At 59.7% G+C, this 13,112-nt stretch carries 12 protein-coding genes; 8 read left to right on the forward strand and 4 right to left on the reverse strand.

Features of this window, described 5'->3' with window-relative positions:
- Positions 1 to 6: 6 nt before the first annotated feature.
- A complete protein-coding gene (locus tag CFBP5499_RS17720; protein ID WP_130932556.1) occupies positions 7 to 324 on the reverse strand; it encodes a hypothetical protein in 318 nt (105 codons plus the stop codon).
- Between CFBP5499_RS17720 and CFBP5499_RS17725 the strand changes: the two genes are divergently transcribed.
- The 7 genes from CFBP5499_RS17725 to CFBP5499_RS17755 all read left to right on the forward strand — a co-directional run bounded on the left by CFBP5499_RS17725 (position 323) and on the right by CFBP5499_RS17755 (position 8,878).
- Complete coding sequence (locus tag CFBP5499_RS17725; protein ID WP_080829620.1) at positions 323 to 1,159, forward strand: GNAT family N-acetyltransferase; 837 nt, start codon at positions 323 to 325, stop codon at positions 1,157 to 1,159. The two genes, CFBP5499_RS17720 and CFBP5499_RS17725, sit on opposite strands and share 2 nt — an antisense overlap.
- A gap of 14 nt (positions 1,160 to 1,173) precedes the next feature.
- Positions 1,174 to 2,547 carry an aspartate aminotransferase family protein gene (locus tag CFBP5499_RS17730; RefSeq protein ID WP_080829619.1) on the forward strand — a complete coding sequence of 458 codons (1,374 nt, stop codon included), beginning with the start codon at positions 1,174 to 1,176 and terminating at the stop codon, positions 2,545 to 2,547.
- A 256-nt stretch (positions 2,548 to 2,803) separates the two neighbouring features.
- Positions 2,804 to 3,517: an HAD-IA family hydrolase gene (locus tag CFBP5499_RS17735; RefSeq protein WP_080829618.1), complete on the forward strand. Its 714-nt coding sequence runs from the start codon at positions 2,804 to 2,806 to the stop codon at positions 3,515 to 3,517.
- A gap of 93 nt (positions 3,518 to 3,610) precedes the next feature.
- Entirely contained in the window at positions 3,611 to 5,221 is a 1,611-nt protein-coding gene (locus CFBP5499_RS17740) for an ABC transporter substrate-binding protein (RefSeq protein ID WP_080829617.1), read from the forward strand.
- Positions 5,222 to 5,421: 200 nt separating this feature from the next.
- On the forward strand, positions 5,422 to 6,372 hold the full coding sequence (locus CFBP5499_RS17745) for an ABC transporter permease (protein ID WP_080829616.1): 951 nt from the start codon (positions 5,422 to 5,424) through the stop codon (positions 6,370 to 6,372).
- Positions 6,372 to 7,226, forward strand: coding sequence for an ABC transporter permease (locus CFBP5499_RS17750; RefSeq protein ID WP_080829615.1), 855 nt, complete (start codon positions 6,372 to 6,374; stop codon positions 7,224 to 7,226). Before CFBP5499_RS17745 ends, CFBP5499_RS17750 begins: the two co-directional genes overlap by 1 nt.
- Positions 7,223 to 8,878 (forward strand): ABC transporter ATP-binding protein, encoded by a 1,656-nt coding sequence (locus CFBP5499_RS17755; protein WP_080829614.1) that lies wholly within the window; start codon positions 7,223 to 7,225, stop codon positions 8,876 to 8,878. The genes CFBP5499_RS17750 and CFBP5499_RS17755 overlap by 4 nt, the downstream gene beginning before the upstream one ends.
- 111 nt (positions 8,879 to 8,989) lie before the next feature.
- Here CFBP5499_RS17755 and CFBP5499_RS17760 read toward each other — a convergent pair whose 3' ends face one another.
- Positions 8,990 to 9,466 (reverse strand): Lrp/AsnC family transcriptional regulator, encoded by a 477-nt coding sequence (locus tag CFBP5499_RS17760; protein WP_004445447.1) that lies wholly within the window; start codon positions 9,464 to 9,466, stop codon positions 8,990 to 8,992.
- Positions 9,467 to 9,696: 230 nt separating this feature from the next.
- Between CFBP5499_RS17760 and CFBP5499_RS17765 the strand changes: the two genes are divergently transcribed.
- Entirely contained in the window at positions 9,697 to 11,022 is a 1,326-nt protein-coding gene (locus CFBP5499_RS17765) for an NAD(P)/FAD-dependent oxidoreductase (protein ID WP_080829613.1), read from the forward strand.
- Between the two features lie 71 nt (positions 11,023 to 11,093).
- Here CFBP5499_RS17765 and CFBP5499_RS17770 read toward each other — a convergent pair whose 3' ends face one another.
- Together CFBP5499_RS17770 and CFBP5499_RS17775 are read right to left on the reverse strand one after the other, a co-directional pair.
- Complete coding sequence (locus CFBP5499_RS17770) at positions 11,094 to 12,029, reverse strand: ABC transporter substrate-binding protein (RefSeq protein ID WP_080829612.1); 936 nt, start codon at positions 12,027 to 12,029, stop codon at positions 11,094 to 11,096.
- Positions 12,030 to 12,172: 143 nt separating this feature from the next.
- On the reverse strand, positions 12,173 to 13,111 hold the full coding sequence (locus tag CFBP5499_RS17775) for an ABC transporter substrate-binding protein (protein ID WP_080829611.1): 939 nt from the start codon (positions 13,109 to 13,111) through the stop codon (positions 12,173 to 12,175).
- Position 13,112: the final 1 nt, after the last annotated feature.

Consider the following 13,112-nt stretch of genomic DNA (forward strand, 5'->3'; position numbering starts at 1 on the left):
TCGTCGTCATCCTTGCTTGGGGATCGGCCGTGCCGGAATAAACTGATCATAGAAAGCCTTTGGCCGGTCGGCGCACCGCAATTGCCATTCGCGGAAGCAGATTGTTGCGTATGCAGCCGCCAGTTTGGCAGAGAGTTGCGTTCGGGCAAACCGAAAGCCATCACCCGCCCCAGATTTACCGACTGGCGCAGACAGGATGCGGCATAAGATGCGGCGGCGGATAATAGCAACAGCGAAACATATCGAACCTTCCCATTTGTCGGGACAATCTTCTTCCGGCATCAGTCTATCAATGAATAACGAGACCAAACGGAGTTCCAGCATGCAGGTGAACCTCATCGATATCCAGGCGTTTCAACCTGACCATCTCGACGCAGCCGTTGAATTATCCCGCCAGGCTGGGTGGCCGCACCGGAAGGACGACTGGGCGCTGGCCCTTTCCATCAGCAAGGGTTTCGTCGCGCTCGATAACGGGCGCGTCGTCGGGACAGCCATGGCGAGCCTTCTCGGCGACAGTTGCGCCACGGTGAATATGGTGATCGTCGATGAGGCCATGCGAGGCCGCGGCGTTGGTCGTCAGCTGATGCAGGCGGCGATGGCAGCAGCAGAAAATCGCGAATGCCGCTTGACGGCGACAGCCGACGGCCTGCCACTCTACGAAAAAATGGGCTTTGTCGCCTGCGGCCAGGTGCTTCAATATCAGGGCGTTCCACTCGCTACCGACAGGCCGGCAGGCGTTGCATGGGCAGATAAGATTGAGCCAGCGGAACTTGCGGTGCTTGATGCCCAGGCCTTTGGCGCAGATCGAGGCAATCTATTTGCGGTGCTTGCAGAACGAGCCCGTTTCGCACTCGTGCAGGAGCAGGGCGTCATTAAGGGTTTTGCCGCCCTGCGTACCTTCGGACGTGGTGAAGTCATCGGCCCGATCGTTGCGGAAGATGTTGAAATCGCAAAAGATTTGATTTCTTTCATAGTGTCCGAACGAGCCGGTGAATTCCTGCGCGTGGACACTACAGTGGATGCAGGCCTCGCACCCTGGCTTGCCGAACACGGCCTTGCCCATGTTGGCGGCGGCATCGCCATGCGCCGACCGAAAGCCGACATCGTAGCCGACAAAAAATTCAAGACATTCGCATTGACCAGCCAGGCACTCGGCTGAATCGGGAGAGACCCATGTTAAGCAATTCACTGATCGAACTGGACCGCGCCCATCTGGTGCACCCCGTCTCCTCCTTCCGCGGCCATGAAAAACTCGGCGTGCGGGTGTTGAAATCGGCAAGCGGCGCCACCGTCACCGATATGACAGGCCATCAGCTGATCGACGGTTTTGCCGGCCTCTGGTGCGTTAATGCCGGTTACGGGCACGAGAGCATCGTCGAAGCGGCGGCAAAGCAGATGCGTGAATTGCCCTATGCCACCGCCTATTTCGACATTGGCAGCGAACCGGCGATCCGGCTGGCCTCGGAACTTGCCGACCGTGCGCCGGGTGATCTCAACCATGTCTATTTCACGCTTGGCGGTTCGGATGCCGTGGACAGCACCATCAGGTTCATCCGGTATTACTGGCATGCGAAAGGTCAGCCCCAGCGCGACCAGTTCATTTCCATCGAACAGGGGTATCACGGCTCCACCACCGCCGGCTCGGGCCTCACTGCGCTGCCCGCATTCCATGCGGGTTTCGGCGTGCCCTATGACTGGCAGCACAAAATTCCGTCGCATTATGCCTATCGCAATCCGGCAGGCAGCGATCCAGCCGCGATCATCGCATCCTCCCTGCAAATTCTGAAGGACAAGATCGAGGCCATCGGCCCGGACCGGGTCGCCGCCTTTTATGCTGAGCCCATTCAGGGCTCGGGCGGTGTTCTGGTGCCGCCGCCCGGCTGGATCAAGGCCATGCGCGAGCTTTGCCGTTCCTATGGCATTCTCTTTGTCGCCGATGAAGTCATCACCGGCTTTGGCCGCACGGGACCGCTGTTTGCCTGTGCCGACGAGGACATCGTGCCTGATTTCATCACGGCCGCAAAAGGCCTCACGTCGGGCTATGTGCCGATGGGCGCCGTCTTCATGGCCGACCATGTTTATGATACAATAGCAGACTTCGCGGGCGAGGCGGCCATCGGGCACGGATATACTTATTCCGCCCACCCCGTCAGCGCCGCCGTCGGTCTGGAAGTGCTGAAACTCTATGAAGGCGGACTGCTGGAAAATGGCCGCCGCGCCGGCCAAAGGCTGATGGCTGGCCTTGAAGGATTGAGAAGCCACCCGCTGGTTGGCGATGTGCGCGGCCGGGGCATGCTTGCCGCCGTCGAACTCGTGACCGACAAGGACAAGAAGACGCCCTTGCCGGCCGCGGCAGCCCCCGCGCGAAAAGTTTTCGACCGCGCTTGGGAAAACGGCCTCATCGTGCGCGCCTTCGCGAATGGCATCCTCGGCTATGCGCCGCCGCTCTGCTGCACCGATAGCGAAATCGATGCAATCGTCGAGCGGACGCTGAAGACGCTCGATCAGACACTTGAAGACCCCGCAGTGCGGGCAGCGATGGCCTGAGAGGAAAAGCGGGCGGCGTTGCGGCACCCTCTCGAAATGTCGCAACGCACCGCATATTCGCAATATTCTGCCGAACAGCCGATCCATTTCGGCGTATCCAGCGTGCTGGAAGTGCCAAACTATCAATGCAAACGGCACTAAACGCCATAAAAAAGGGCGTAACCATAAATGGGAACGGGGCAAGGATCCCGTCCGGGAACAGAATAATCTGCCGCAGGCTCCCCAAGAGGCCAAGGCGGCGAAGCGGAGACCGACATTGCCCAAAAACCTGAGCGACTTCAAATATATGAGCTTCGACGTGGTGGGAACACTCATCGATTTCGAAGGCGGCTTGAAAGCGACGCTTGCCGAGATCGGCACGGAACACGGCGTGGAGGTCGATGGTGAAAAGGCGCTCGCGCTCTACCGCGCGGCCCGTTACTCCGATGCGACCGACCTGTTTCCAGCCGATCTCGTCCGTGTTTACCTGATCATCGCTCCTGAACTCGGCCTGCTGGCGGAACGCGCGCTTGGCGAGCGCCTGCGGGACGCGGCAAAAAGCTGGAAAGGCTTTGAAGACAGCCGCGCTGCCATGGCCGAACTTGCGAAGACGCACCGCCTCATCGCCATGACCAATGCCCAGCGCTGGGCCTTCGAATATTTCTCGAAAGAGCTCGGTAATCCCTTTCATGCCGCTTTTACCGCCGATGATACCGGCACGGAAAAACCCGACCCGGCCTTCTTCGAAAAGGTGTTTGCCTTCGTGGAAAGCGAGGGGGCATCGAAGGACGACATTCTGCATGTCGCGCAAAGCCAGTACCATGATATCGGCATTTCCCGGAAACTCGGGATGACCAATTGCTGGATCGAGCGCCGCCACGCCCAGAAGGGATATGGCGGCACGATCGAGCCGGAAAATTTCACCGAACCGGATTTCCACTTCACCTCAATGGCCGGCCTTGCCGCGGCCGTGAGGCAAACGGGCGGCTGAATCGCTCCTCCCATGGGGTGCCGCGAACTGGGATGCGGCATGCCGGACATTTCTGCTGACGCATTTCAACAAATCATACAAAAGGGGAAGACCATGAGTGACAGAATAACAAACTGGACCCGCTCCGACGATGCCGCCGTTGAACAGGCGATCCGCCGCGGTGCGACGCGGCGCGAGCTGCTTCACATGATGCTGGCGGGTGGCGTCGCCCTTTCCGCCGGCTCGGCCATTCTCGGCCGCGCCTCGAACGCCGTGGCGGCCACTCCCGTCTCCGGCGGCACGCTGAAGGCGGCCGGCTGGTCCTCTTCCACCGCCGATACGCTCGATCCCGCGAAAGCCTCGCTTTCCACGGACTATGTCCGTTGCTGCGCGCTTTATAACCGGCTGAGCTTCCTCGATGCTTCCGGCACGCCGCAGATGGAACTGGCCGAATCCATCGAATCCAAGGACGCCAAGACCTGGACGGTCAAGCTGCGTTCCGGCGTCACCTTCCATGATGGCAAGTCATTGACCGCCGACGACGTTGTTTATTCACTGAAGCGCCATCTCGATCCGGCCGTCGGCTCCAAGGTCGCCAAGATCGCAGCCCAGATGACCGGCTTCAAGGCGCTCGACAAGAGCACGGTCGAGATCACGCTGGCAAACGCGAATGCCGACCTGCCAGCCATTCTGGCCCTGCACCATTTCATGATCGTTGCCGACGGCGCGACCGATTTCTCCAAGGGCAACGGCACCGGCGCCTTCAAGCTCGAAAAATTCGAGCCCGGCGTCCGTTCGATCATGTCGAAAAACAGCAATTACTGGAAACAGAGCGGCCCGCACGTCGATAGTTTCGAGTTCTTCGCGATCGCCGAAGACAATGCCCGCGTCAACGCGCTGATTTCGGGCGATATCCATCTTGCGGCTGCGATCAATCCGCGTTCGCTGCGCCTGCTCGACAAGCAGGAGGGTATCGTTCTGTCCAAGGGAACGTCCGGCAACTATACCAACCTCAACATGCGGCTGGATCAGACGCCCGGTAACAATGCCGATTTCGTTGCCGGCATGAAGTCGATCGTCAATCGCGAGCAGATCGTTAAGGCGGCGCTGCGTGGCCTCGGCGAAGTCGGCAACGACCAGCCCGTGCCGCCCATGAGCCCCTACCACAATCCCGACCTGAAGCCGAAAGCCTTCGATCCGGACAAGGCGAAGTTTCACTTCGAAAAAGCGGGGCTCATCGGCCAGTCCATTCCGGTCATCACCTCGGATGCCGCAAACTCCGCCGTGGACATGGCGATGATCATCCAGGCATCGGCCGCGGAAATCGGCGTCAAGCTGGACGTGCAGCGCGTTCCTTCCGACGGTTACTGGAGCAATTACTGGCTGAAAGCGCCCATTCACTTCGGCAACATCAACCCGCGCCCGACCCCGGATATTCTGTTCTCGTTGCTTTACGCCTCCGACGCGCCATGGAACGAGAGCCAGTACAAGTCGCCGAAGTTCGACAAGATGATGCTCGAAGCACGCGGCATGCTGGACATGGAAAAGCGCAAGCAGATCTACTTCGAGATGGAAACGATGATTTCCGAAGAGGCTGGCACGATCATTCCCGCCTATATTACGAATGTCGATGCCATCAACGCCAAGCTGAAGGGCCTGGAAGCCAATCCGCTCGGCGGCATGATGGGTTACGCCTTTGCGGAATACGTCTGGCTAGAAGCCTGATAGACCATGGAGCCGGGCGCCGATGCGCCCGACAACCTTTCCGCCGGTTGCGGAAAGCCTCCATAGCCGGAGCGGGATGGCGAAAGTGCAAGCGGTTTTCGCCTGAAATCCCGCCCCGGCTCTATAATTTGGATCATGATGATTTCGGGTCGGCCCGGACCGAAATCATCATGACCCAGCCAGGTCGCAGGAGCATGTGAATGAACAGCCGTATATTGTCCCTTGTCGCCAGGCGGCTGGTCGTCATGTTGACGACGCTGCTGATCGTGTCGTTTATCGTCTTTTCCGCCACCAGCCTTTTGCCCGGCGACACGGCGACGATCCTTCTCGGCCAGTCGGCGACGCCGGAGGCCGTGGCCGGTCTGCGCACCGCCATGCATCTTGACGACCCCGCCCTTTTTCGTTTCGTTCGCTGGCTGTTTGGCCTGCTGCACGGCGAACTCGGCACCTCCTATGCCAACAACATGGCGATTGCCGATCTCATCGGTCCACGTTTCATCAACTCCATGAAGCTTGCCGGCATCACCACCATTATTGCCGTGCCCCTGGCGCTCACACTCGGCATCAGCTCCGCCATGCTGCGCGGAACGCTTTATGATCGGGTTGTCACCATCCTGACCATCGGCGTTATCTCTGTGCCGGAATTCATGATCGCGACGCTTGCCGTGCTACTTTTCGCCGTTTACCTGAAATGGCTTCCCGCTTTGTCGCTGGTCAGCGAGATTCATTCCGTCTTCGATGTACTGCGTGTTTACGCCATGCCGGTCATCACGCTCACCTTCGTCGTCTCGGCGCAGATGATCCGCATGAGCCGCGCCGCCGTGATCGAAACGCTCGATACGCCCTATGTCGAAATGGCGCTCTTGAAGGGCGCGCCGCGCATGCGCATCGTGCTGCGCCATGCGCTGCCCAATGCGCTCGGCCCCATCGTCAATGCCGTGGCGCTGTCGCTTTCTTATCTCGTCGGCGGCGTCATCATCGTCGAGACGATCTTCAATTATCCTGGCATCGCCAAGCTGATGGTCGATGGCGTCGCGACCCGCGACCTGCCGCTGATCCAGACCTGCGCGATGATCTTCTGCGTCGGTTATCTCCTCCTCATCACGACAGCTGACATCATCGCCATCATGTCCAATCCAAGGCTGCGCTGATGACCGATCATATCAAGACATATCAGGGGACTTCGCGTTTGGGTTACAAGATCAACGCAGTCGGCGTTTTGGGCTTTCTCGTCATTTTCTTCTGGGCGATGGTTGCGATTTTCGCACCCTATCTCATTCCGCATCCGGTGGGTGAAATCGTCGATTTCGATTATTTCGGGCCGATGACGTCAGATCTCTGGCTCGGTTCCGATTATCTCGGCCGTGACGTCTTCTCCCGCATTCTCATGGGTGCACGTTTCACGGTCGGCATTTCGCTGGCGGCCGTCACGGTCGCCTGCGTGTCCGGCGTCGTGCTCGGCATGTGCGCGGCCGTCATCGGCGGCTGGTTCGATGCCGCGCTCAGCCGGTTTCTTGATGCGGTGAATTCCATTCCAAGCAAGCTGTTCGGCCTCGTGGTCGTCGCCGCCGTCGGTTCGTCCATCCCGGTGCTGATCGTCACGCTCTCGGTCATCTATACGCCGGGCGCCTATCGTTTCGCCCGGGCGCTGGCGGTGAATGTCAACACCATGGATTTCGTCACCGTCGCCCGCGTGCGCGGCGAAAGCCTGCTCTACCTCATCGGCTCCGAAATCCTGCCGAACATCATCCGTCCCGTGCTTGCCGATCTCGGCGTGCGTTTCGTCTTCATCGTGCTGCTTTTGTCGGGCCTCTCCTTCCTCGGCCTCGGCCTGCAGCCGCCGAACGCGGACTGGGGCGCACTGGTGCGTGAAAATATCGGCGGCCTGCCTTTTGCAGCGCCCGCCGTGATCTTCCCTTCGCTGGCAATTGCCAGCCTGACGATCAGCGTCAATCTTCTGATCGACAATCTGCCGCAGAAAATCCGCGACAGGAGCGAAGCATGAAAAATCTCGTTGAAATCCGCGGACTGAAAGTTGAAGCGACCACCGACAGCGGCCGCCGCATCGATATCATCAAGGGTGTCGACATCGACATCGCCGATGGCGAGATCGTCGCGCTGATCGGGGAAAGCGGCTCCGGCAAGACAACGATCGCGCTGACGCTGATGGGCTATGCCCGCCCCGGCTGCCGTATTTCCGGTGGCAGCGTCAAGATTGCCGGTCGCGACATGGTGCAGCTTTCGGAAGCCGAGCGCGCCAAGGTGCGCGGCACGAAAGTGACCTATGTACCGCAAAGTGCGGCCGCCGCCTTCAACCCGGCGCAGAAGATCATCGATCAGGTCATCGAAGTCACGCGCATCCACCATCTGATGCCGCCGCAGGAAGCTCGCGCCCGGGCGGTGGAACTCTTCAAGGCTCTGTCGCTGCCCAACCCGGAGACCATCGGCGAGCGTTACCCGCATCAGGTCTCCGGCGGCCAGTTGCAGCGCCTCTCGGCCGCCATGGCGCTGATTGGCGACCCGAAGCTGGTGATCTTCGACGAACCGACCACCGCTCTTGATGTGACGACACAGATCGAGGTTCTGCGCGCCTTCAAATCAGCCATGCGCAAGGGCGGCATCGGTGGCGTTTACGTGTCGCACGATCTCGCCGTCGTCGCCCAGATCGCCGACCGGATCGTTGTGCTGAAAGGCGGCGAAGTGCAGGAAACCGGCACCACGAAGGATATTCTCGAAAATGCACAGCATCCCTACACCAAGGAATTGCTGACGGCGTTTCATGACAAGGTCCGCGCAGTCACCCCAGCCAAGCAGGAACGGGCAACACCGCTGCTGGATATTGAAAATCTGATCGCCGGTTATGGCACCAAAGGTGAAGACAATTTGCCGCTGGTGCGGGCGGTGGATTCCGTCAACCTCGCAGTCTATCCCGGCCGCAATCTCGGCATCATCGGCGAATCCGGTTGCGGAAAGTCAACACTTGCTCGGGCGATTGCCGGCATTCTGCCGGCGGCAAGCGGCCATGTCATCTTCGAAGGCCGTGAACTGGATGCCGATGCCCGGCGCCGGACCAGCGACCAGCTGCGCCGCATGCAGATCGTCTTCCAATATGCCGATACGGCGCTCAACCCGTCAAAACCCATCGAGGATATTCTAGGGCGGCCGCTGACCTTTTATCACGGCATGAAGGGCAAGGCTCGCGATGCACGGATCGACGAGCTTCTCGATATGGTGAAGCTGCCGCGTTCGGTGCGCCATCGCCACCCCTCCGGCCTTTCGGGTGGCCAGAAACAGCGTGTTAATTTCGCCCGGGCGCTCGCGGCCGAACCGTCGCTGATCATCTGCGATGAAATCACCTCGGCGCTCGATACCGTGGTCGCGTCCGCGATCATCGATCTTCTGGGGGAACTCCAGCGCGAGCTTGGCCTCTCCTATATCTTCATCAGCCACGATCTTTCTGTCGTGGAAACCATCTGCGACGAAATCGTCGTGATGTATGGCGGGCAGAAGGTGGAGCATCTGGAAACGGAAGCGATCAAATCGCCCACCCATCCCTATTCGAAACTGCTCTTCTCCTCGGTGCCGAAACTCGACCCGACATGGCTCGACAATCTTCAGCAGGACGCGGAACTGGTGCGGGCGTTTTCGAAAAGGTGAGAAACTCTCCTCCGTCATGCCGGCCTTGAGCCGGCATCCAGCTACGGCGCATCTGCGCCGTGAAAAGACTTTCCGCATTGGTTCTGCGACGCCTGAGACGCCTCATCCACTTCAAAGCGGAAACAGGCTGGTCAGCGGCATATGTGATTTGATGATCGGCGATTTTAGCACCACGAAGCTGAAATATTTATCGATGCCGACATCCATATCCGTCAGCCGCTCCATGATCGACTGATATTCGACGATGCCTGATGTGACGAATTTCAGCAGATAATCATAACCGCCGGAAACAAGGTGGCATTCCACCACCTGGTCGATCTTTTCGACGACGCCGAGGAAGCGGGCGAAATCGATCTGGCGATGGTTCTTGAGCGTGATCTCCGTGAAAACCGTCAGCGTCTGGCCGAGCTTGTTGATGTTGATCTGCGCCGAATAACCCTCGATATAACCTTCGGACTGCAGCTTCTTCACCCGCATCAGGCAGGGGCTGGGCGACAGGTTGACGAGCTCCGCCAGTTCAACATTGGTGATACGACCGTTTTTCTGCAATTCGTAGAGGATCTTGATGTCGATCCGGTCAAGTTTCATCATGTGCGGGACCCCTTTTTTGTTTTTTGTAAGCGCAGCATAAAATTCTGGCGCGTTGACGGAAATCTTATCACATGGGCGGGTCCTGTCGACGTGGGGATATTTTTTTGATGCAGCATAAAGAGTTGCAGAAGCGTCATCGAACAGCAGGAGATTCCGGCTGGAGGCTCAGTCTGGCAGCGTTTACATGCCGGCTGAGGTAAATTAGGACGAACACAAGGAGTCCGACCATGCCCGCCCCGCTGCAACAGATCACGACATCGCCGGAACTGCCAGAATCCGCGGACGCCGTCATTATAGGCGGCGGCATTGTCGGTGTCTTTGCGGCCTATTACCTCGCCCGGCGCGGCCTGAAAGTGGCACTGGTCGAAAAAGGCCTAATCGGCGCTGAGCAATCCAGCCGCAACTGGGGTTGGTGCCGCCAGCAGAACCGCGATGCCCGTGAGTTGCCGATCTCGACCCAGAGCCTTGCGCTCTGGGAACAATTCGCCACTGAGAGCGGTGAAGACACCGGTTTTCGCCGCTGCGGGCTGTTTTATCTCAGCGACAACGAGGCAGAGCTTGCCGGCTGGGCGCGCTGGCGCGACTTTGCCATCACGGCAGGCGTGACAACCCATATGCTGAGTGCGGACGAGGCCAGCGAACGCGGCCGCGCCACCGGAAAACGCTGGAAGGGCGGTGTCTTTTCACCGACCGACGGCACGGCAGATCCTTCCATGGCGGCACCCGCCGTCGCACGCGCCATCATCAAACTGGGTGGCACCGTGCATCAGAATTGCGCTGCCCGCGGTCTTGAGACGGAAGGCGGCCGCGTCAGCGCCGTCGTCACCGAAAAAGGCACCATCCGCACCAAAACCGCCATCATGTCCGGCGGGGCCTGGGCCTCCTCCTTCTGCCGTCAGCTCGGCATTCGTTTTCCGCAGGCTTCCGTTCGCTCTTCCATTCTGTCCGTCACGCCGGGCGCGGAAGGCCTGCCGGATGCGCTGCATACAAAAGCCGTTTCCATAACGCGCCGGAACAACGGCGGTTATACGCTTGCCATCAGCGGCCTCGGTCGCATCGACCCAACGGCGCAGCAGATGCGGTTTTCGCGCGAATTCGTTCCGATGTTCCTGAAGCGCTGGCGCAGCCTGCGACCGGGCGGGCTGGAGGGCGTTCGCGGCGGCCACGAGACGCTGAAGCACTGGCGCCTCGATGCGCCGACTCCGATGGAGCGGGTGCGCATTCTTGACCCAAAACCCAATGCCGCCGCCATCCAGGAAACCCACAAAAGGGCACTGGAACTTCTGCCTGCACTGAACAGGACTCGGATTTCCGCCACTTGGGCCGGTTTCATCGACAGCACGCCGGATGGGGTGCCCGCAATAGGTGAAACCAGTGAATTGCCCGGTTTCATTCTCGCCGCCGGCTTCAGTGGCCACGGTTTCGGCATCGGGCCGGGTGCCGGCCATCTGATCGCCGATATCGTGACGGGTTCAAACCCGATCGTCGATCCCGCTCCCTATCACCCCAGCCGTTTCCAGGGCTCTGCCTGGGGCAAAGTCGCGGATTTCTAAAGGTGCCGACGAAACAATATCCGCAGGCCGGAACCTGCGGATATTGCCGTCCGCCGCATTTATTCGAGCAATCAGCTTTTTGGCAGGCCGGGTGGGTTGGTGCGTGATTCCGGCAGGGCCTCTTCCGAAAGTTGCCAGCGATCCAGAATTTTCGCGTAGGCGCCACTCTTGATCAGATCATTGGTGGCAAGCGTCAGGGCATCGGCCAACCCCGAACCCTTGCGCGTGGTGATGGCGACATCGGAACGTTCCGGCCAGCCAGCGGAAAGGGTTCCGACACGCTTGATAGTCTTGTCGCGTGCAGCGATGAAAACCAGCTGCGCATGCGGCTGGACGATGACATCCGCCCGCCCCGCCGAAAGCGCAACGAACCGGGTAGCTTCGTCATCGTAATATTGCAACTCGATCGGCTTCAATCCGGCGGCGACATTCTCATCGCTCCATTTCAGCAGGATACGCTCCTGATTGGTGCCAGCGCCGACGATGATCCTCAGGCCGGCCGCGTCCTTCGGCTCCTTGATTTCGGTAATGCCGCTGTCCGACTTGACGAAAAAGCCGTGTAGGCCCTGACGATAGGTCGAGAAATCGAACTTCTCCTTGCGCTGTTCGGTCACACCGACATTGGAGATGACGGCATCGTATTTTCCCGAGGCGAGGCCGAGCGGCCAGTCCGCCCATGCCACCGCCACCAGTTCCAGCTTGAGACCGAGGCTGTCGGCCACCGCAAGAGCATAGTCGGGATCTGCGCCGACCACCGTTTTTGCATCCGTCGCATAGGTCGCGAGCGGCGGTCCGCCGGGTGCGACCGCGACGGTGAGTTTGCCCGGCGAGACGAATTTGAAATTCTTGGGAACAGCAGCAATGGCAGCGGGGTCTTTTTCAACCCTGATGCGGCCCGGCTGATCCGGTGACAGGTCGAAGACATCGGTTGCAAAAGCCGACGCAAAACCGGCGATGGAGAGAAAGGCGCCGAGCGTGGCCGTGGCGAGACGAGAGGTGAAGGTCATTGTGGTTTCCCGATGAAATGATGGCGGGACGGGAGGTAGCGCGGACGGGAGGATGCCCGCGCTACCGGCTGAGTGATGTCCCACCTTCAACTCAGCGTTTGGCAACTCAGCCTTTGGCAGTTCAGCTTTTGGGCACGTCGCGCTCAGCTCTTCGGCAGGCCGGGCGGGTTGGTGCGGGATTCGGTGATGGCTTCCGAGCCGAGGTTCCAGCGGGCGAGAACCTTGCCGTAATTGCCGTTCTTGATCTGGGCATTCAGTGCCGCAGTGACGGCTTCGGCAATGCCGGCATCCTTTTTCGAAGCAACGGCGATTTCCGCCGCTTCCGGCCAGCCGCCGGAGAAGGTGCCGACGAGCTTGGTCTTCTTCTGGCTTGCCGCCTGGAAGGCCGAGGTGGCGTTGGGGCCAAGATAGGCGTCCGCGCGGCCGGATTGCAGGGCGACGTCAAGCACGGCCTGATCGTCGTAATATTGCACATCGGTATCGGCCAATCCCTTCGCCTTGTTCTCCTTGATCCATTTCAGCAGAATCTGCTCCTGATTGGTGGCGGCGCCGACAATGACCTTCAACCCGGCAACATCCTCGGGCTTGCCGATTGACGTCACCTTGCTGTTATTGCCCACGTAAAAACCGAGCAGGTCGTTGCGATAGCTGGAAAAATCGAACTTTTCCTTGCGCGCTTCCGTCACGGTGATGTTGGAGGTAACGGCGTCGTATTTGCCGGAAGCAAGGCCGAGCGGCCAGTCGGCCCAGGCGATCGGTACAAGCTGCAGCTCGAGCCCCAGGCTGTCGGCGACCAGCTGGGCAATATCCGGCTCAACGCCAATAGGTGTTTTCGTGTCACTCGCATAATCCACCAGCGGCAGGCGGAAGGGTACGGTCGCGACCGTCAGCTTTCCATCGGCGATGAATTTATGACCGGCGGGCAGAAGCTTGATCGCCCCCTCCACCTTTTCGGCGCGCACCCGGCCCTTCTGCTCGGGTGACAGGTCCACCTCCTGCGCATGCGCGACCGGCACAAGGGAAGCGGTGGCGGTGAAAAGACCGCCTACGAGAAGGGACAATAATTTCGATGAAAATGCCATG

It is taken from the genome of Agrobacterium tumefaciens, from assembly GCF_005221325.1.
GTDB lineage: Bacteria > Pseudomonadota > Alphaproteobacteria > Rhizobiales > Rhizobiaceae > Agrobacterium.